The organism is Streptomyces sp. NPDC007872, from assembly GCF_042868165.1.
Classification (GTDB): Bacteria; Actinomycetota; Actinomycetes; order Streptomycetales; family Streptomycetaceae; genus Streptomyces.
The window spans coordinates 214058-232456 of sequence record NZ_JBIAEA010000010.1 but is presented as its reverse complement, the minus strand read 5'-3'; the positions used below and the strand labels follow the sequence as shown (position 1 = coordinate 232456).

The 18399-nt window shown below is 74.6% G+C and carries 17 protein-coding genes; 14 read left to right on the top strand and 3 right to left on the bottom strand.

Annotated elements, in window-relative coordinates; translation table 11 throughout:
* Window positions 1–88: 88 nt before the first annotated feature.
* The 12 genes from ACFYNX_RS29765 (at window position 89) to serS (ending at window position 12524) form a co-directional block, all read left to right on the top strand.
* Window positions 89–1690 carry an aldehyde dehydrogenase family protein gene (locus ACFYNX_RS29765; RefSeq protein ID WP_388665751.1) on the top strand — a complete coding sequence of 534 codons (1602 nt, stop codon included), beginning with the start codon at window positions 89–91 and terminating at the stop codon, window positions 1688–1690.
* 105 nt (window positions 1691–1795) lie between these two features.
* Complete coding sequence (locus ACFYNX_RS29760) at window positions 1796–2935, top strand: acyl-CoA dehydrogenase family protein (protein WP_388665749.1); 1140 nt, start codon at window positions 1796–1798, stop codon at window positions 2933–2935.
* 55 nt (window positions 2936–2990) lie between these two features.
* Window positions 2991–4274 carry an aspartate aminotransferase family protein gene (locus ACFYNX_RS29755; protein ID WP_388665747.1) on the top strand — a complete coding sequence of 428 codons (1284 nt, stop codon included), beginning with the start codon at window positions 2991–2993 and terminating at the stop codon, window positions 4272–4274.
* 2 nt (window positions 4275–4276) lie between these two features.
* The gene (locus tag ACFYNX_RS29750) at window positions 4277–4765 is read left to right on the top strand and encodes a type II toxin-antitoxin system RatA family toxin (RefSeq protein ID WP_388665745.1); all 489 of its coding nucleotides are present in this window, start codon (window positions 4277–4279) and stop codon (window positions 4763–4765) included.
* A gap of 67 nt (window positions 4766–4832) precedes the next feature.
* Window positions 4833–5387, top strand: coding sequence for a hypothetical protein (locus tag ACFYNX_RS29745; RefSeq protein WP_388665743.1), 555 nt, complete (start codon window positions 4833–4835; stop codon window positions 5385–5387).
* Window positions 5384–5992, top strand: coding sequence for a flavin reductase family protein (locus ACFYNX_RS29740; RefSeq protein WP_365541869.1), 609 nt, complete (start codon window positions 5384–5386; stop codon window positions 5990–5992). The genes ACFYNX_RS29745 and ACFYNX_RS29740 overlap by 4 nt, the downstream gene beginning before the upstream one ends.
* On the top strand, window positions 5989–6969 hold the full coding sequence (locus ACFYNX_RS29735; protein WP_365541867.1) for a VlmB-like protein: 981 nt from the start codon (window positions 5989–5991) through the stop codon (window positions 6967–6969). Before ACFYNX_RS29740 ends, ACFYNX_RS29735 begins: the two co-directional genes overlap by 4 nt.
* Before the next feature lie 86 nt (window positions 6970–7055).
* Window positions 7056–8060 carry a beta-ketoacyl-ACP synthase III gene (locus ACFYNX_RS29730; protein WP_388665862.1) on the top strand — a complete coding sequence of 335 codons (1005 nt, stop codon included), beginning with the start codon at window positions 7056–7058 and terminating at the stop codon, window positions 8058–8060.
* A 29-nt stretch (window positions 8061–8089) separates the two neighbouring features.
* Window positions 8090–8320 (top strand): phosphopantetheine-binding protein, encoded by a 231-nt coding sequence (locus ACFYNX_RS29725; protein WP_365541865.1) that lies wholly within the window; start codon window positions 8090–8092, stop codon window positions 8318–8320.
* The gene (locus tag ACFYNX_RS29720; protein WP_388665740.1) at window positions 8320–9537 is read left to right on the top strand and encodes a beta-ketoacyl-[acyl-carrier-protein] synthase family protein; all 1218 of its coding nucleotides are present in this window, start codon (window positions 8320–8322) and stop codon (window positions 9535–9537) included. Before ACFYNX_RS29725 ends, ACFYNX_RS29720 begins: the two co-directional genes overlap by 1 nt.
* A gap of 89 nt (window positions 9538–9626) precedes the next feature.
* On the top strand, window positions 9627–11123 hold the full coding sequence (locus ACFYNX_RS29715) for an APC family permease (RefSeq protein ID WP_388665738.1): 1497 nt from the start codon (window positions 9627–9629) through the stop codon (window positions 11121–11123).
* 66 nt (window positions 11124–11189) lie between these two features.
* Window positions 11190–12524 carry a serine--tRNA ligase gene (serS, locus tag ACFYNX_RS29710; RefSeq protein WP_388665736.1) on the top strand — a complete coding sequence of 445 codons (1335 nt, stop codon included), beginning with the start codon at window positions 11190–11192 and terminating at the stop codon, window positions 12522–12524.
* Between the two features lie 45 nt (window positions 12525–12569).
* On the opposite strand, the gene ACFYNX_RS29705 is transcribed toward serS, so the two are convergent.
* Window positions 12570–13337 (bottom strand): BTAD domain-containing putative transcriptional regulator, encoded by a 768-nt coding sequence (locus ACFYNX_RS29705; RefSeq protein WP_388665734.1) that lies wholly within the window; start codon window positions 13335–13337, stop codon window positions 12570–12572.
* 237 nt (window positions 13338–13574) lie between these two features.
* On the opposite strand from ACFYNX_RS29705, the gene ACFYNX_RS29700 reads away from it, so the two are divergent.
* Both ACFYNX_RS29700 and ACFYNX_RS29695 read left to right on the top strand, forming a co-directional pair.
* On the top strand, window positions 13575–15260 hold the full coding sequence (locus ACFYNX_RS29700) for a PP2C family protein-serine/threonine phosphatase (protein WP_388665732.1): 1686 nt from the start codon (window positions 13575–13577) through the stop codon (window positions 15258–15260).
* A 13-nt stretch (window positions 15261–15273) separates the two neighbouring features.
* Entirely contained in the window at window positions 15274–16608 is a 1335-nt protein-coding gene (locus ACFYNX_RS29695) for a peptide ligase PGM1-related protein (RefSeq protein WP_388665730.1), read from the top strand.
* Here the strand turns inward: ACFYNX_RS29695 and ACFYNX_RS29690 are convergent.
* Both ACFYNX_RS29690 and ACFYNX_RS29685 read right to left on the bottom strand, forming a co-directional pair.
* On the bottom strand, window positions 16568–17263 hold the full coding sequence (locus tag ACFYNX_RS29690; protein ID WP_365541925.1) for a response regulator transcription factor: 696 nt from the start codon (window positions 17261–17263) through the stop codon (window positions 16568–16570). The two genes, ACFYNX_RS29695 and ACFYNX_RS29690, sit on opposite strands and share 41 nt — an antisense overlap.
* Window positions 17264–17271: 8 nt before the next feature.
* Window positions 17272–18261 (bottom strand): sensor histidine kinase, encoded by a 990-nt coding sequence (locus ACFYNX_RS29685; protein WP_365541851.1) that lies wholly within the window; start codon window positions 18259–18261, stop codon window positions 17272–17274.
* Window positions 18262–18399: the final 138 nt, after the last annotated feature.

The following is an 18399-nucleotide window of genomic DNA, read 5'->3' as shown; positions in this document are numbered from 1 at the left end:
GTCAGGGCCCGGTCAGAGCGGACTGCAATCATCGCATCCGATTTCGCCTCCCAAAAGATTTCGATTGCCTTTCCGAAGGGTCCGCAAGATGAATCCCGGAAAAAATTTCCACAGCTATGGGCTGTTTATTGCGGGGAAAGACGTCGAGGGCGACGGCTGGGTCTACACCGTGAGCGCGAAGTCGCTCCTCGAAGACGTCTTCACCAGCGTCAGTCTCAAGCGCACCCTCGAAAAGGACGCGGATTCACCCGCCGCGGAACACCCCTACGTCATCGGCCGCTGCGCCGTCGCCGACGACGCGGCCATCGACCTCGCCAGCGAGGCGGCCGCCGCGGCCGCCCCCGGCTGGGCCGCGGTCCCGCTGGAGCGCCGGCTCCGCCTCGGCACCCTCTTCCGCGAGGAACTGCTGCGCCGCGCGGACGAGTTCGTCGACATGCTGGTCGCCGAGTCCCACCCGGTGAAGCTGGCCCGCTGGGAGCTGAGCTGCCTGCTCCAGATCTACAGCGAGGAGAGCATCGGCTGGTACGCCCGCCAGATGCACACCGAGTTCGAGCAGGGCGGCCGCCGGCTGATCGTCCGCCGCCAGCCCGACGGCGTGGTCGCCTTCAACCCGCCGCAGAACGCGCCGGCGCCCAGCGCGGCCCTCGCGGTCCTCGCCGTGATGGCCGGGAACGCGGTCGTGGTCCGCGCCCCGCGCAGCATCGCCCTCTCCACCCTGTGGGTCCTGCGCGACGTGGCCGCCCCGCTCCTGGAGGAGGTGGGCGCCCCGCCCGGCACCCTCAACGTCGTCTGCTCCAACCCGAAGCAGACCCTGGACCGCTGGATCACCAGCCCCCTGATCGACGACATCTTCTACATCGGCGGCAGCACGGAGGGGCTGCGCTTCCAGGAACAGTGCGTCGCCCACGGCAAGAAGCCGATCCTGGAACTCGCCGGCAACGACGGGATCATCGTCTGGAAGGACGCCGACCTCGTCTACGCCGCGGAGGCGATCACCGAGTCGTTCTACGGCTCCGGCCAGATCTGCATGGTCCCCAACTACGTCCTCGTCCACCCCGACGTCGCCGACGACCTCATCGCCGAGGTCCGCCGCCAGGTCGCCGACGTGCGGCCCGGCTACCCCGACGAGGAGGACGTCCTGCTCTCCCCGGTGCGCCGCACCGAACGCTTCTTCGGCCTGCTCGACCGGGCCCTGGAACAGGGCGCGGAGCTGATCACCGGCGGCAGGCGCACCGAACTGGACGGCACCCCCTCCGAGACGGGCGTCTTCCTCCAGCCGACCGTGCTCCGCGTCGACGGCCTGGCCGCCGCCCGCGAGCACGACGTGGTGCGGCACGAGACCTTCTTCCCGCTGCTGCCGATCGTGGTCGCCGAGCCGGACGACGACGAGGCCCTCCTCGACCGCTTCCTCGACTTCGTCAACACCAACGAGTACGGGCTGCGCAACTCCCTGTGGGCCAAGGACGAGGACGTCGTCGACACCTTCGTCCGGCGGGTGGTCAACGGCGGCCTGCTCAAGGTCAACGACTCCCACATCGGCTTCCTGCCCTACCTGCCCAGCCACGGCGGCACCGGCCTGACCGGCGGGGTCTTCGGCGAGGCCAACTACCCGATGCTCAAGACCTCCCACGTCCAGGGCGTCAGCATCGCGCGGGACGTCAGCCCGCACCGGACCGTCTTCGGCGACTGACCGGCCCCGGCCCCCTCCGGAGCGGCCGGCCCGCGTCCCGCCGCCCGGCCGCCCCGGGCCACCGCCCGACCCCATCCGAGACCGACGCTGAACGAGGTGACACCCGTGAGATCTCTCGACGCCGCCCGCGACACCTGCGAGCGCTTCCACCCCGGGCTGGTGAAGGCGCTGTCCGACCTGAGCTTCGACGAGCGGGAGGCCGCCGACAGCCCGGTCGTGGACCTCTTCCGGGCCGCCTCCGGCGTCGGACTGCTCGTCCCCGCCGAGTACGGCGGGCTGGGCGCCGACCCGGTCGACGCCGTCCACGTCCAGCGGGCCGTCGGCTCGCTCTCCCCGTCGCTCGCCGTGGCCTCGACCATGCACCACTTCACCGCCGCGATGCTCTACGCGCTCGCCGACGGCCCCGGCCGCCTCACCCCCGCCCAGACCGCGCTGCTCCACACGGTCGTCCCCGAGCAGCGGCTCATGGCCTCCGGCTGGGCCGAGGGCCGCACCCAGCAGAACATCCTCACCCCGGCCGTCACCGCCACCCCGGTCGACGGCGGCTACCTCCTCAACGGCTCCAAGAAGCCGTGCAGCCTCTCCCGCTCGATGAGCCTGCTCACCGCCAGCATCGCGGTCCCCGGCGCCGACGGCGCCCCCGAGCTGGCCCTCGCGCTCGTCGACGCCGACGCACCCGGTCTCACCCTGCACCCCTTCTGGGGCGCCGAGGTGCTCGCCGCCGCCCAGAGCGACGAGGTCCGCCTCGCCGACGTCTTCGTCCCCGAGGACCGGGTCGTCCGCACCACCACCGACGACCCCGGCCGCATCGACGACCTCCAGAACGCCGGCTTCGTCTGGTTCGAGATGCTGGTCTCGGCCGGCTACGCGGGCGCCGCCGCCCGCCTGACCGAGGAGGTGCTCGCCCGGGGACGCGGCGGCGCCGGCGAGCGCGGCGCCCTGCTCGTCCGCACCGAGTCCGCCTTCCACCTGCTGCTGGGGGTCGCCCGCGCGGTGCGCGACGGCGTCGGCGGCGAGGAGGCCGTCTCCCAGGTGCTGATCGCCCGGTTCGCCGCCCAGGAGGCCCTGTCGCTCGCCACCCAGCAGGCCCTCGAACTCCTCGGCGGCATCGACTTCATCCGCTCCTCCGAGCACCTGCGGACGGCCGCCTCGGTGCGCCCGCTCGCCTTCCACCCCCCGTCCCAGGGCTCCACGGTCGAGCCGCTGCTCGCCCACGCCGCCGGCGGCCCGCTCGACCTGTCCTGACCCCGGGGCGGGGCCCCGGGCCCCGCCCCACGGACCGAAAGCGAGAGAGACACCGATGACCACGAGCGCCGGCGCCCCGGTCGACCGGGAGGCGGAGATCCTCCGGCTCTACCGGGCCCACCTGAGCAAGGGCCGGGCCACCCTGGCCGAGCTCTTCGGAACCCACATGGAGGTCGACTCGGAGGGCGCCTGGCTGACCACCTCCGACGGCGAACGCTTCCTCAACGCCGGCGGCTACGGCGTCTTCATCATGGGCGCCCGCCACCCGATCGTCATGGAGGAGGTGCGCCGGCAGCTCGAGACCCACCCCGTCGCCACCCGCATCCTCCTGGAGCCCACCGTCGCCCGCGCCGCCGAGGCCCTGGTCTCGATCGCCCCCGAGGGCCTCGACCGCGTCCACTTCGCCCTCTCCGGGGCCGAGGCGGTCGAGACCGGCCTCAAGCTGGCCCGCGCCAACGGCCGCAAGCGGACCGTGTCGATGAAGGGCGGGTACCACGGCAAGACCCTCGGGGCCCTGTCGGCCACCGCCAAGGAGGTCTACCAGGCGCCCTTCCGGCCCCTCGTCCCCGACTTCGTCCACCTGCCCTTCGGCGACATCGACGCCCTGCGCGACGAGCTCTCCCGGCACCCGGGCGAGGTCTGCGTGATCCTCGAACCGGTGCAGGGCGAGGGCGGCGTCGTCATCCCGCCCAAGGGCTACCTCAAGCAGGTCGAGGAGGCCGTACGGGAGTTCGACGGCTTCCTCGTCCTCGACGAGGTGCAGTCCGGCTTCGGCCGGCTCGGCGAGTGGTGGGGCCTGGACACCGAGGGCGTCCGCCCCGACGTCCTGCTCGCCGGCAAGGCGCTCGGCGGCGGCGTGGTCCCCGTCTCGGCGGCCCTCGCCACCCGCAAGGCGTTCCGGCCCTTCGACAAGGACCCGTACGTCCACACCGCCACCTTCTCCGGCCAGCCCCTGCTGATGGCCGCGGTCCAGGGCGCCGTCCGTGCCCTGCGGGAGGAGGAACTGGTGCCCCGCGCCCGCGAACTCGGCGCCCGGCTCCTCCCGAGGATCACCGAGATCGCCCGCCGCAACATCCCCGACCAGCTCGTCGAGGTGCGCGGCCAGGGCCTCCTGATCGGCGTCGAGCTGATCGAGCCGGGACTCGCCGGCGAACTGCTCATCGAGCTGTTCAACCACGGAGTGGTCGCCAACCACTCGATGAACGGCTCCTCCGTGGTGCGGTTCACCCCGCCCGCGATCCTCACCGACCGGGACGTCGAATTCCTGCTCGACTCCTTCGACAAGGCCACCGTCGACCTCGTGCGGCGTTCGGCCACGATGCCCGAAGGCGGCAACTGACCATGCGACACGTCGAACTCCACGCCCTGGTGCGCCTCGCCTCCGCCGAGGAGGTCTTCCGGACCGTCCCGCGCTGGGAGCGCTACCCGGAACTCGCCCCCCACGTGCGCTCCACCGAGGTGCACGCGACCCTCCCCGAACCCGTCGGCAGCTCGAGCTGGGAACTGCACTTCCGCAGCGGCCTGCTGCGCTGGACGGAGGAGGACACCTTCCTCCCCGACCGGCTGGAGATCCGGTTCGAGCAGACCGACGGCGACTTCGACAGCTTCGAGGGCGTCTGGACGCTGCGCCAGGACGGCCCGGACGTCTCCGTCGTCTTCACGGCCGACTTCGACTTCGGCATCCCGAGCCTCGCCAGCATCCTCGACCCGATCGCCGAGCGCGTGATCCGCGAGACCGTCGCCTGGGCCCTCACCGGCTTCTTCCCCGCCACGACGCTCCTCGACGCGGACATCGCCCTCGACGCCGCGGCCGCCCCGAGCGCGGGTTGACCCACCGCCGGCGGCGGGCCCCCGGCCCGCCGCCCGCCCCGTAACCCCTCCCTTCAGGAGTTCACCCGTGGACCAGGCAAACCCCTTCGAGACGCCGAAGACCTTCTCGCTCCACCGCGCCGAGTACCTGGTCGGCCTCGCGGTGACGACCGGTCTCCTCGTATGGCACTTCGACGAGATCCGCTGGCTGCCCGCCATCGGCCTCTTCCTCTACATCGACCTCATCGGCTACATCCCCGGCGCCCTCGCCTTCCGCCGGGCCGGCGGCCGCCCCATCCACAAGGGCTACTACGTCGCCTACAACGTCATGCACAGCCTGATCACCCAGGCCGCCGTCGCCGCCCTGTGGTGCTGGCTGGTCCGCCCCGAGTGGGCGCTGCTGGTGATCCCCTTCCACCTCTTCGGCGACCGGGGCCTGTTCGGCAACTTCATGAAGCCGTTCGCCCTGCCTTTCGAGCCCGTCCGCCAGCCCGGCTACCTGCGCCTCCTGGACGACCTCGGCCTCCCGCACCCCAAGCCGGTCGGCCACGCCGAGACCCCGGTCCCCGTCGGGCACGTCCCCGGCGCCCCGGCGGATCCGCGCGAGGAGACCGTCCCGACCGGCGGGGGAGCGGCCCGATGAGCAGGATCACGCTGCGCGACCGCTGGAGCACCCACGACCGGGCCCTGCGCCGGCTCGCCACCCCGGTGTCGGTGCTCACCGCCGAACACGAGGGCCACCGCCACGGCACCACCGTCAGCACCGTCGTCCGCATCTCCCGCCGCCCGCAGGTCCTGGGCGTGTGCCTCAAGCCGGACTCGGTCCTGGCCAAACTCGCCACCGCCGAGGGCCGCTTCGCCGTCAACGTGCTCAGCGGCGGACAGGACCACCTGGCCCGCCACTTCGCCGGCAGCTCCCGGCCCGACGGCGCCGCCCAGTTCCACGGCATCGACTGGGACCCCGCCACCTACTCCAGGGCGCCGCTCTTCCGCGGCGCGCTCGCCCACTACGACTGCCGGGTGGTCGGCCGCTTCCGGGTCGGCGACCACGAGCTGCTGCTCGGCGCCGTCGTCCACGCCGCCACCGCCGAGGGGGACCCGCTGGTCAGCAGCGCCGGGGAGCTCTTCGCCGGAAAGCTCATCCCGGTCGCGGAGTACGGGGAGGGCGTCCTGCCCGACGACGGCCCGGCACCGGTCCCGGCCGGCCCGCGAACCGTCCCGTCCGCCAAGGAGAACGTGCCCTCATGAACACGCCCACCGCCAGGGAAGCCGACTGGGACACCGCCCCCGGCCTGCTCGACGGGGCCAAGGAACTGACCCTCGGCCCGGACCACTGCGACCTCGCGTACTGGTTCACCGAGGTCGCCCAGGGCACGCTCCGCGACCGCGGGGCCACCGGCCACCACGAGAAGGCCGACGTCCCGGACTTCCTCCGCCGGCCGGGCCCGCTCCGCGAGGCGCTCGTCCTGGAGTTCGGCTTCCGCAGCCTCTCCGAGGAGATCGCCACCCGCCTGCTGGGCCACTACGTCTCCCGCGCCCCCTCCGTCCCGGAGATGGAGTTCTACGCCACCCAGCTCATGGACGAGGCCCGCCACGCCCGCGTCTTCCGCAACCACCTGGTCGAACTCGGCCTGCCGCAGCGCACGCTGCTCGCCGACATCGACGCCATGGCCGCCGACTACCGGCGCGAGGTGCTCCAGCCCGTCGAGGACTTCACCCTGGAGATCGTCCGCGACCAGAACGACTTCTACGGCGGCGTGGCCGTCTTCGCCATCGTCATCGAGGGCGTCCTCGCCCCCGCCGCCGAACTGAGCGAGCGCAAGTGGACCCCGCTGTCCGAGGCCACCCAGGAGATCTCGCGCGGCACCGCCATCGACGAGATCCGGCACCTCACCGTCGCCAGCACCATCCTGCGCGACCACCTGCGGAGCCACCCCGAGTACCTGCCCCGCCTCCGCGAGATCCTCGCCGCCGGCACCGAACTGTGGGACCGCGTGCCCGACCGGCCCTACGTCCTGCACCGCGAGGAGCTCTTCCAGCGGGGCATGGCCGAACAGGCCGGGGTCATCGGCGACTACGAGGTCTGGCCCGGCGTGCGCCTGCTCGACACCACCCCCGAGCAGCGGTACGACATGGCCGAGCGGTGGACCGACGAGATGGCCGCGAGCCGCATGGCCTACATGGGCCTGCCCGCGGACGCGACCGTGCGCGGCGAGCGGCCGTGAACGGCGCCGACCTCCCCGCCGGCCCCCGGCCCCGCACCGGCCGCTCCTTCTCCGCCCCCGCCGGGCGGGCGGCCGTCCTCGCCGGGATCGGCGGCCACGTACCGCCCACGGTCGTCACCAACGACGACCTGGTGGCCCGGCTGGACACCTCCGACGCCTGGATCCGCACCCGGACCGGCATCGCCGCCCGGCACGTCGTCACCCCCGGCACCGCCACCTCCGACCTCGCCGTCGAGGCCGGCCTGCAGGCCCTCAAGTCGTCCCACGACTCCCAGGTCGACGCGGTGGTCCTGGCGACCACCACACCCGACCACCCCTGCCCGGCGACCGCCCCGGCGGTCGCCGCCCGGCTCGGCCTCGGCGGCGTCCCCGCCTTCGACGTCGCGGCCGTCTGCGCCGGCTTCCTCTACGCCCTCGCGACCGGCGCCGGCCACATCGCCACCGGCCTCGCCGACCGCGTCCTGGTCATCGCCGCCGACGCCTTCACCACGATCGTCGACCCCGAGGACCGCGGCACCGCCGTGATCTTCGCCGACGGCGCCGGAGCCGTGGTGCTCCGCGCGGGCACCGCCGACGAACCGGGCGCCCTCGGCTCCCTCGTCCTCGGCAGCGACGGCGAACTGAGCGACCTCATCACCGTGCCGGCCGGCGGCTCCCGCCAGCGCTCCTCCGGCCTCCCCCCGCAGCCGGGCGAGGAGTACTTCCGGATGGCCGGCCGGGCCACCTACCGGCACGCGGTGGAACGGATGACCGCGGCCTCCCTGCACGCCCTCGCCGACACCGGCTGGCGCCCCGAGGACGTCGACCGCTTCGCCGCCCACCAGGCCAACGCGCGCATCCTCACCGCCGTCTCCGACCGCCTCGGCATCGAGCCCGCGCGGCAGCTCTCCAACATCGAGCACGTCGGCAACACCGGCGGCGCCTCGATCCCGCTCCTCCTGGACCAGAGCGCCGCCGACGGCAGCCTGAGGGCCGGAGACCGGCTGCTCCTGACCGCCTTCGGCGGCGGTCTCTCCTGGGGCGCGGCGACCCTCACCTGGCCCGAGCTCCAGCCCGGGCCGGGGCCGCGCCCCACCCACCGCACCACCTGACACCCACTCACCAGAGAGGCACCCGCGCCATGTTCGAGCAGCTCAAGGAAATCCTGGTCAACAAGCTCAAGGTCAGCCCCGAGCAGATCACCCTGGACGCCACCCGGGAGGACATCGAACTCGACTCGCTCGCCGTCGTCGAGCTCTCCCTCGTCCTGGAGACCGAGCTGGGCGTCTCCGTCTCGGACGACGAACTCCTGGAGGCCGAGACCGTCGGCGACATGCTGGCACTGATCGAGCAGGGAAGCGCGCGGGTGTGATGACCGGCACCGACATCGCCGTCACCGGTCTCGGCCTGGTCACCCCGGCCGGGATCGGCACCGCCGCGAGCTGGGCCGGCATCCGCGCCGGGCGCCCGGCCGCGGCGGCCGACCCCGTCCTCGAAGGACACCCGGTCGCCATCTCCTGCCGGGTGCCGGGATGGGACGCGGACGCCCTGCTCGGCGCCCGCCGGGCCCACCGGCTCGACCGCTTCACCCAGTTCGCGCTGGTCGCCGCGGCCGAGGCGATCGCCGACGCCGGCCTCGATCCGGCCACCTGGGACGGCGCCCGCGTCGGCGTGGTCCTCGGCTGCGCCGACGGCGGACCCGGCACCGTGGAGGAGCAGCACCGGGTGCTGCTCGAACGCTCCCCGCGCCACGTCTCCCCGCTGCTCCTGCCCATGCAGCTTCCCAACATGCTCGCCGGCCAGACGGCCATGGAGTTCGGCGCCACCGGCCCCAACCTGGTGGTCGCCACCGCCTGCGCCTCGGGCACCACGGCCATCGGCACCGCCCGCGACCTGCTCCTCCTCGACCGGTGCGACCTCGTCCTCACCGGCGGCAGCGAGGCCATGATCACGCCCCTGGTGATGGCCGGCTTCGCCCGCATGGGCACGCTCTCGCGCCGCGCCGACGACCCGGCCGCCGCCTCCCGCCCCTTCGAGACGGACCGCGACGGCTTCGTGGCGGGGGAGGGCGCCGGGGTCCTGGTCCTCGAACGCGCCGCCGACGCCCGTGCCCGCGGCGCCCGGATCCGGGCCCGGGTCGCCGGGTACGGCGCCTCCGCCGACGCCCACCACCTCACCTCGCCGCACCCGGAGGGCACCGGCCTGGAGGCGGCGATGCGCGCCGCGCTCGCCGACGCCGGCTGCCACCCGTCCGACGTCGGCCACGTCAACGCGCACGGCACCGCCACCCGCCTCAACGACCTCACCGAGGCCACGGTGGTGCGCCGCGTGCTCGACGACCCGCTCGTCACCTCCACCAAGGGCGTCACCGGCCACCTCCTGGGCGCGGCCGGCGCGATCGAGGCCGCGTTCACCGTCCTCGGCCTGGAGGAGCAGGTGGTGCCTCCCACCGCCAACCTCGACGTCCCCGACCCCGACTGCGACCTCAAGCTCACCACCACGGCCACCGCGACCCACTACGACCTGGCCCTGAGCAACTCCCTCGGCTTCGGCGGCCAGAACGCCGTCCTCGCCCTCGCCCGGGCCTGAACCCCCGCCCGGGCCCGAGTCCCCGCCCCCTCCCCTTCACGCGCCCCGCCCGCCGGACGGGGCACGGCCCCGACCCCCAGGAGCCCCTCATGACGACGAACGCGCGACATGCCCCGCCCCCGGGGCGCGGATCCCTCACCACCGGCCACATCGTCTTCATGATCGTGGCCGCCGCGGCGCCGCTCTCCGCCATGGTCGGCACCGTCCCCCTGGCGTTCGCGATCGGCACCGCCGAAGGCGTCCCCGCGGCGTTCCTCTTCGCCGGCGCCACCCTGCTCTGCTTCTCCGTCGGGTACGCGGTCAGCGCCCGCCGCACCGGCGGCTCCGGCGGCTTCTACGCCTCCATCGCCGACGGCCTCGGCCGGCCGCTGGCGGTCGGCGGCGGCTGGACGGCGGTCGTCGCCTACAACTGCGCCACCATCGGCCTGGTCGGCGCGTCCGGCTACTTCACCAGCCTGGTGCTGGCGGGCCACGGCGTGCACCTGTCGTGGGAGTGGTGCGCCGCGATCGTCCTGGTGCTCCTCGCGGTCCTCGGGTACCGGGACATCGCCCTCAGCGCCCGCGTGCTGGCCGTCCTCATGATCGCCGAGATCGGCGTCCTGGCCGCCCTGGACGTCGCCGTACTGGCCCGGCACGGCCTGCGGGCCCTGCCGGCCTCCTCGTTCTCCTGGCACGCTGCCACCGGCCCCGGCCTCGGCGTCTCGCTGATGTTCGCCTTCGTGTCGTACATCGGCTTCGAGTCGGCCGCCCTGTACGGCAAGGAGGCGCGCGACCCGCGCCGCAGCGTCCCGCGGGCCACCTACTTCGCCGCCCTCCTGATCTCCGTCTTCTACGCCCTGACAAGCTGGGCCGCGGTCGGTGCGATCGGCCCCGGGCAGGTCCGCGAGACCGCGGGGAACAGCCTCGGGGACCTCTTCTTCGCGCTGGGCCGCGACTACCTCGGCGCCGCCGGCGCCACCGCCCTGGAGATCATGCTCTGCACCAGCCTGTTCGCCGCGACGCTGGCGCTGCACGGCGCCGCCAACCGGTACGCGCAGGTGATGGCCGACGACGGCCTGCTGCCCCGCCCGCTGGGCCGGCTGCACCCGAGGTTCGGCTCGCCGCACCTGGCCGGCCTCGTCCAGGTGGCGGTCTGTGCCGTGGTCGCCGCCGTCTTCGCCGTCGGCGGCCTGGACCCGTACGCGAACATGACGACCAGCATGCTCGGCCTCGGCACCCTCGGCATCGTCGCCCTCCAGGCGCTGTCGGCGCTCTCCGCCGTGGCCCTGCGCCGCAAGGACACCGCAGCCGGCCCCTGGCGGGGAGTCGTGGCGCCGCTGCTGGGCTTCGCCGGCCTGGCCGCCACGGTGTGGCTGGTGGTCGGCAACTTCGACGTGCTGACCGGCGCGACCGGCGGAGTCGTCGCGCGCCTTCCCTGGGCGATCGTCCTGATCGCCGCGGCGGGCGTGCTGTGGGCGTTGCGGCTGCGCGCCGCCGCCCCCGACCGCTACCGCGCGCTGGCCGCCGCGCACCTGGCCCCCGAGCCGGCCCGGACGGACCCGGCGGCGGAGCCCCGCACCCCCGCCCCCGTCTCGGAACCGGCCTGACCCGCCCCCCCCCGTACCCCCACCCCCTTCCGCCCACCCCCGCCCATCCGCCCCGGAGGGAACGACGTGCACGACGTACGCGAGTTGATCGCCAGCGGTCCGGAGACGGAGCGCCGCCTGGCCCGGCGCGGCCATCCGTTCGACCTCGACGGACTCCGGGCCGCCCAGCGGCGCCGGGCCACCGCGCTGGAGGCGGTGAACGGCCTGCGGGCGGAGCTGAGACAGGCGTCCCGGAAGGGCCGCCCGGCGGACCCGTCCGTCCCGGCGGACCCGTCCGTCCCGGCGGACCCGTCCGTCCCGGCGGACCCGGCCGGGGAGGACCCGCGCGCACGCAACCGCCGCCTCCGGGACCGGGTGCAGGCCGCCGAAGCCGAGGCGAGGGAGGCCGAAGGAGACCTGGAACGGCTCCTGCTGACGGTGCCGAACCTGCCGGCCGACGACCTCCCCGACGGCTTCGACGAGAAGGACGCCGTGGAGGTCCGCCGCGTCGGCCCGCACCGCGGCTCGGGGCCCGGCCTCGGCCGGCACCACGCCGACCTCGGCGAGAGCCTCGGGATCCTGGACACGGCCGCGGCGGGAAGGCTGTCCGGCGCCCGGTTCAGCGTCGCCGTCGGCCCGGGCGCCCTGCTTGAACGCGCCCTGGGCTCCTTCCTCCTGGACCTGCACGGCCGGGAGCACGGGTACACCGAGTACGCGGTGCCGCACCTGGTCAGCCGCGAGACGATGACCGGGACGGGCCAACTGCCCAAGTTCGAGGACGACCTCTTCGCCACCTCGGTGGGCGGCCGCGAACTGTTCCTGATCCCCACCGCCGAGGTGCCGCTGACCAACCTGCTCGCGCGGGAGACCCTCGACGAGCGCCGGCTGCCGCTGGCGATGACCGCCCGCACCCCGTGCTACCGGGCCGAGGCGGGCTCCTACGGCCGCGACACCCGGGGCCTGCTCCGCCTGCACCAGTTCGAGAAGGTGGAACTGGTCCGCGTCTGCCGGGAGGAGGACGCGGGGGAGGAGCTGGAGCTGATGCTGACGCACGTGGAGGAGTGCCTCCGGCGGCTGGAACTGTCGTACCGCGTGGTCCTCCTGCCGGCCGGCGACATCGGGTTCTCCGCGCGCAAGACGTACGACGTCGAGGTGTGGCTGCCCGGCAGCGACGCCTACCGCGAGATCTCCTCGGTCTCGGACTGCGGCACCTTCCAGGGCCGCCGGGCCGGCCTGCGCTACCGCGCGGGCGGCTCCCGGCGGCCCGCGGCGACGCTCAACGGCTCCGGCCTGCCGATCGGAAGGACCGTCGCCGCCCTCCTGGAACAGGGTCAGCGGGAGGACGGCTCCGTGGTGCTGCCGGCGGCGCTGGCCGAGTACACCGGCTTCCACCGGCTGCTCCCCGGCGGCGGCTCCGCGTGACCGCCCGCCGGCCCCGCGGCGACCACCGCGGGGCCGGCGCCGTCCTCACGCGCTCGCGCGCAGCAGGGCGGTGGACCCGTGCAGCCCCGGGTCCTGGTTGAGCATCTGGCGGAACAACTGCCGCAACTTCGGCGAGGGCTCCATGCCCAGCTCGTCGGCGAGCCGCAGCCGGGCCGCGTTGTACACGCCGACGGCCTCGGCCTGCCGGCCGCTCCGGTAGAGCGCCACCATGAGCAGTTCCGTGGTCCGCTCCCGCCACGGGTGGGCGACGCTCATCCGCTTCAGCTCGCCGACGACCCGCATCGCCTCGCCGGCCCGCAGCCGCAGCCAGAAGGCGTCCTCGCGCGCGGACAGGTACTCCTCCTCCCACTCCGTGGCCGCGCTCGCGCAGAGCGGCCCGGCGGCGGCGTCCCCCAGCGGCGCCCCGCGCCACATCCCGAGCGCCCGCTCCAGCGACTCCAGCGCGCCGGCCGGGTCGTCCGCCTCCATGGCCCGGTGGGCCCCGCGTATGAGCCCCCGGAACCGGTGGACATCGATGTCCTCCGGCGCCACCTGGAGGCTGTACCCGGCCCCCCGCGTCCGCACCAGGTCCGCCGCCGGGTCCCCCGCCAGATGCACGAGCGTGCGCCGTAACCGCGAGACGTGCGCCTGGAGCGCGTTCTCCACGGTCGCCGGCGGGTTCTCCCCCCACAGCTCGTCGTACAGCGCCGAGACGGGCACCACCGCGGGGGCGTGGATGAGCAGACTCGCCAGCAGGCACCGCTGCCGAAGCCCCGGAACGGCGTGGACCGCGCCTCCGACGCCGACTGCCACCGTGCCCAAGATCCGGAACCGCAAGAGAGCCTCCCCTAGGTCGCGGCCCGCGGCTTCCACACCGCCCGTGCCGCCGATTTCCGCAGTACCGCACATTGTGGAGCGGCGACCTAGAGCGCGACTGGACACACCGGCCCCGCCACGGGCCGGGACGGAGCGACCGGCCCGGCTCCGGAAACGGATGGCGGGGCAAGGCCGTCCGAGAGCCCCGGAGCCCATCCGTGGCATGCTCGTCCCATGACGGGTAGCCGCGACGAGCCGGACGTGCCTGAGCCGGGAAACAGCGGCTTCGGGGGAGCCACCGCGCTCTCCCGCACGGCCGGTGGGGGCTCCGCCTTCTCGTCGGGCCGCTACGTGGCCCGCCGGCAGCCGGCGGTGACGGCCGCGGACACGCGCCCGCCCGCCCTCACGGCCGCCGCGGTCCAGGAGCTGTTCGACGGACTGCCCGGCTCCGCGATCTTCCTGATGCCGCTGTACGGGACGGACGGCGCGGTCGCGGACTTCCGGATCGCGGCCGCCTCGCCCGACGCGCTGGACGTCGGCGGCCGCAGGGGCAAGGAGCTGGTGGGCCTCAGCGTCCTGGAGACGTACCCGAGCGTGCTCGGCACCGCCCTGTGGCGCGGGTACCTCGACGCGCTGGAGAACGGCGTCCGCTACGAGGGCGAGCCCTTCGCGTACGAGGAGGTGCTCGCCGGCATCCCCCACCTCTCCCGCTTCGCCGTCCGCGCGACGGCCGGCCAGGGCGGACTGGTCGTCTCCTGGGTGCGCCTCGACAGCGGCGAGCGCGAGCAGCGCCGCCTGGAGGTGATGCAGCGCCTGGGGAACATGGGCTGGGCCAACTGGGACCTCGTCCGCGACGCCATCACCTGGTCGGAACAGGTCTACGACATCTTCGCCCGCGACCCCTCCCTCGGCCCGATGACCCTGGAGGAGCTGCCCGGACACGTCCTGGACGAGGACCTGCCCGCCCTGGGCGACGAGGTGCGGCGCCTCCTCGGGGACGGGCGGCCCATCGACCACACCTTCCGCATCACCACCCCCCGGGGAGAGGTCCGGCACCTGCGGATCGTCGCGGAGGCCGAGGCGGACGCCCACGGCTCCCCGGTCGAGGTCCACGGCTTCTTCCAGGACCTCACCGCCGTGCAGCGGACCAAGGAGCAGCTCCTCGAACGCGAACGGGCCGCCCTGGCGCAGCAGGAGACGCTGACCACCGAACGCGCCCTCGCCGCCCGGCTCCAGCACGCCCTGCTGCCCCTTCCCCAGCAGTCCCTGTGCCTGGCCGGCCTCACCGTCGACGTCGCCTACCGCCCCCTCCAGCAGGGGCTCAACGTCGGGGGCGACTGGTACAGCGCCATCGAACTGCCCGACCGCAGCGCCCTGCTCGTCGTCGGCGACGTCGCGGGCCACGGGCTCGACGCCGTGGCCACGATGGCCCAGTTGCGCTTCACCGCCAAGGGCATGGCCATCACCGGGACCCCGCTCGCCACGATCCTCGCCCGGCTCAACACCCTCCTGTGGCACAGCGCGGACCGCGCCTACAGCACGGCCACGATGGTCATGGGACGGTACGAGCCCTCCTCGGGGGTCCTCACCTGGGTGCAGGCCGGCCACCTGCCGCCCCTGCTCCTGCGCGACGGGGAGGCCCGCTACCTGCCGTCGCCCCGCGGCGTCCTCCTGGGCGCCACGACCGCGCCGCACTACGACTCGTCGGCCATCCGCCTGCTGCCGGGCGACCACCTGCTGTTCTTCACCGACGGCCTGGTCGAGGCCCCGGGCGTGCTCCTCGACGACGGCCTCGGCCACCTGGCCCGCACGGTGGCCGAACTCGGCGACGGCCCGCGCCCCCTGGACGCCGTCCTGGAGGCGCTCGTCGACCCGGCGACCCGCCGCGACGACATCTGCGTCCTGCACGTCAGCGTCTGACCGGAAGGACCCCATGGACCCCGTGGACCCCGTGGAACCGGACGAGCCCGGCGGCCCTCTGGTCCTCTACGCCAACCTCGTCTCCGACCTCGCGGTGGACCCGGAGGAGCGCGAGGTGCTCCGCGCCTGGGCGGAGCAGGCGCCGCGGGAGGCGTGGCTGCTGCGGCCGGGCGACGTCCTGGTGTCCCCGGTGCCGGTCGGGGAGGAGTTCCTGGAGTACGTCCGCGACCTGACCGGCGTCCCCCGGGACTCGGTCGCGGTGGTCGTCCCGCCCGGGGCGGACCCGTGCCACCGGGTCGTCGAGGCGGTACGGGCGGCGACGGCCGGCCGGCCCCCCGGGGCGGTCCTGCCCACCGCCCTGGACGGCGCCGCGATCGGCCTCGCGCGCGGCCTGGGCGTCCCCGTGGCCCCGTACGCCTCCGTGGCGGCGGCCGAGGCCGCGCTCGACGTGACCGGACTGCTCAACACGAAGGCCGGGTTCCGGGACGCGGCGCTCGCGCTGGGCATGAGGCTGCCGGACGGCCGGGTCCGCCGCCGCGCCGGGGTGCCGGACGCCGTGCGGGAACTCCTCGCCGCACACGGGCGGGTCGTGGTCAAGCCCGACCGGTCGGCGGGCGGCCACGGCATGCTCTTCCTCCCGGAGGCCGCGGGCGCGCCGGATCCGTGGACCGGCGGCGGACTCGCGCCGGTGGGCGGCCCGCAGGGGCTGTGGGTCGTCGAGCGGCGGATCGACGTGGCCCGGTCGGTGAGCGTCCAGATGGAGACCGGCCCCGACGGGACGCGAGCGCTGTTCAGCGGCGAGATGCGGACCGAGGGGGGCGCCTTCACCGGCTATCTCTCGCCCCTGTCCGCCCCGGCGGCGGACCTCGCGGCCACGCTGGAGGCCTGGGGGCACGCCCTGGGCGGCTTCCTCGCGGCGCGCGGGTACGCCGGGCCCTTCGGCCTCGACGCGATGGTGACGCCCGACGGCGAGGTCTACGCGGGGGAGAGCAACGTGCGGCGCACCGCCACCACCACCCCGCGGGCCATGGTGGCCCGCCTCGCGGCGCGGGCCGGAGCCGGTGACCCGGTCTGGGCGACGGGCAGGGTGCGGGCCCCGGCCGCGTACCCCTTCGGCGAGGCCGTGGAGCGGCTGCGCGGCGCACGGCTCGCCTACGACCCCGCGCGCGGCGAGGGGGTCGTCCTCTACGCCGGACCGCCGCCGGACGGCCGGACCTGGCGTTACGCGGCGATCGCCGGCGACCGGGAGGGCGTGACGCGGTACGAGGAGCTGCTGCGGGCCTCCTGGACCTCCGGCCCCGGCAGCCCTACGGCTCGATCAGGCCCACCCGGATCGCGTAGCGGGTGAGTTCGAGGCGGTCGCGCATGCCCAGCTTCTGGAGCAGGTTGGCGCGGTGGCGCTCGACGGTCTTGGGGCTGATGACGAGCAGGTCCGCGATCTCCTTCGAGCTGTGGCCCTCCGCGACGAGCTTGAGGATCTCCTCCTCGCGTTCGGTGACGGCCTTGTCGGGCAGGGGCCTGCCCTGCTCCGCCCGGTCGAGGTAGGTGCGGATCAGGGCGGTCTCGGCGCCGGGGTAGATGAACGGCTCGTCGCGCACCGCCGCCCGGCACGCCTCCACCAGGTCGCGGTCGGCCACGGACTTCAGGACGTAACCGCTCGCCCCGGCCTTGAGGGCCTCGAAGAAGTACTGCTCGTTGTCGTACATCGTGAGGATCAGGATCCTCAGCTCCGGCTGGAGGCGGCTGAGTTCGCGGGCCGCCTGGAGCCCCGTCCGGCGGGGCATGGAGATGTCGAGGACGGCCAGGTCGACCCGCTCGGAGCGGGCCAGGGCGACGGCCTCCGCCCCGTCCGCGGCCTCGGCGACGACCGTGAGGTCCGGCTCGGCGTCGAGGATCAGCCGCACCCCGTTGCGCACCAGGGCGTGGTCGTCCGCGAGCAGGATGCGCGTCGGCCGCGCTCCGGCCGTGACGTCCCCGCTCCCCGTGTCCGTACGGGACCCGATGCCGCCGGTCACGACGCCCCCTCCTCCGTACCGCTCCCCGTGTCCGTACGGACCCCCGCGCCGCCGCCGGTGGTGTCCAGGCGGACCTCCGTCCCCCCGTCCCGGCCGTCACGGACCGTCAGCTCCGCGCCGATCAGCAGGGCCCGCTCGCGCATGCCCCGCAGCCCGGCGCCCTCGGGCGCGTCCCCGACGCCCCGCCCGTCGTCCCGTACGAGCAGTCCCACCCCGCCCCCGGGCAGGAGCCGCAGCCGCAGGTCGACGCGGCTCGCCCCGGAGTGGCGGGCCGTGTTGGTGAGGCCCTCCTGCGCCACCCGGTAGAGCACCAGCTCCGTCTCGTGGTCGAGCTTCGGCAGGCCGGCGTCGATGCGGGGCCGCACCGTCAGGCCGCGCGTGGAGAACTCCGACGCCAGCGACCTGAGCGCGCTGTGCAGCCCCAGCTCCTCCAGGACGCCCGGCCGCAGCCGGCGCGCCATCCGCCGGATCTCGTCCAGGCTGCCCCGGGTGGTCTCCTGCGCCTGGAGCAGCTCGGCCCGCAGACCGGCGGGCGCGTGGTCGGCGGAGTGCTTGAGCTGGAGCAGCACGGCGGTGAGGGTCTGCCCCACCTCGTCGTGCAGCTCCTGCGCGATCCGCCGCCGCTCGGCCTCCTGCGCGGAGAGCACCCGGGCGCTGCTCGCGGCCCGCTCGGCCTCCAGCCGGTCGAGCATCGTGTTGAACGTACGGGTCAGGTCGGCGATCTCGCCGCGCCCCGTCACCTCCGCGCGCCGGCCGGGCCTCAGCGGGTCCGCCGCCCGCATCACCCGCGTGAGGCGCTGGAGCGGCGCCAGACCGACCCGCAGCAGGAAGGCGTTGGCGGCGAGCATCGCCGCCAGACCGGCCACGAGGACGACCGCCTCGCCGACGAGGACCGGGGTGGAGACCGTGACGGGACCGAAGAGCAGCAGCACGGCGACGACCAGGATCGCGGCGTTCAGCAGGAAGAGGCGCCAGTACAGCGACACCGTCCCGCCTCTCCCCGGACCCGGCACCCCGGCCCGGCCGTCCGATACTCACCGCGGGTGCCCCCCGGCCCGCGGCGGGACCCGTGTCCCCGCCTCATCCTGACCGCTTTGTCGGGCTTCTGTCCATCCGTGCTGACA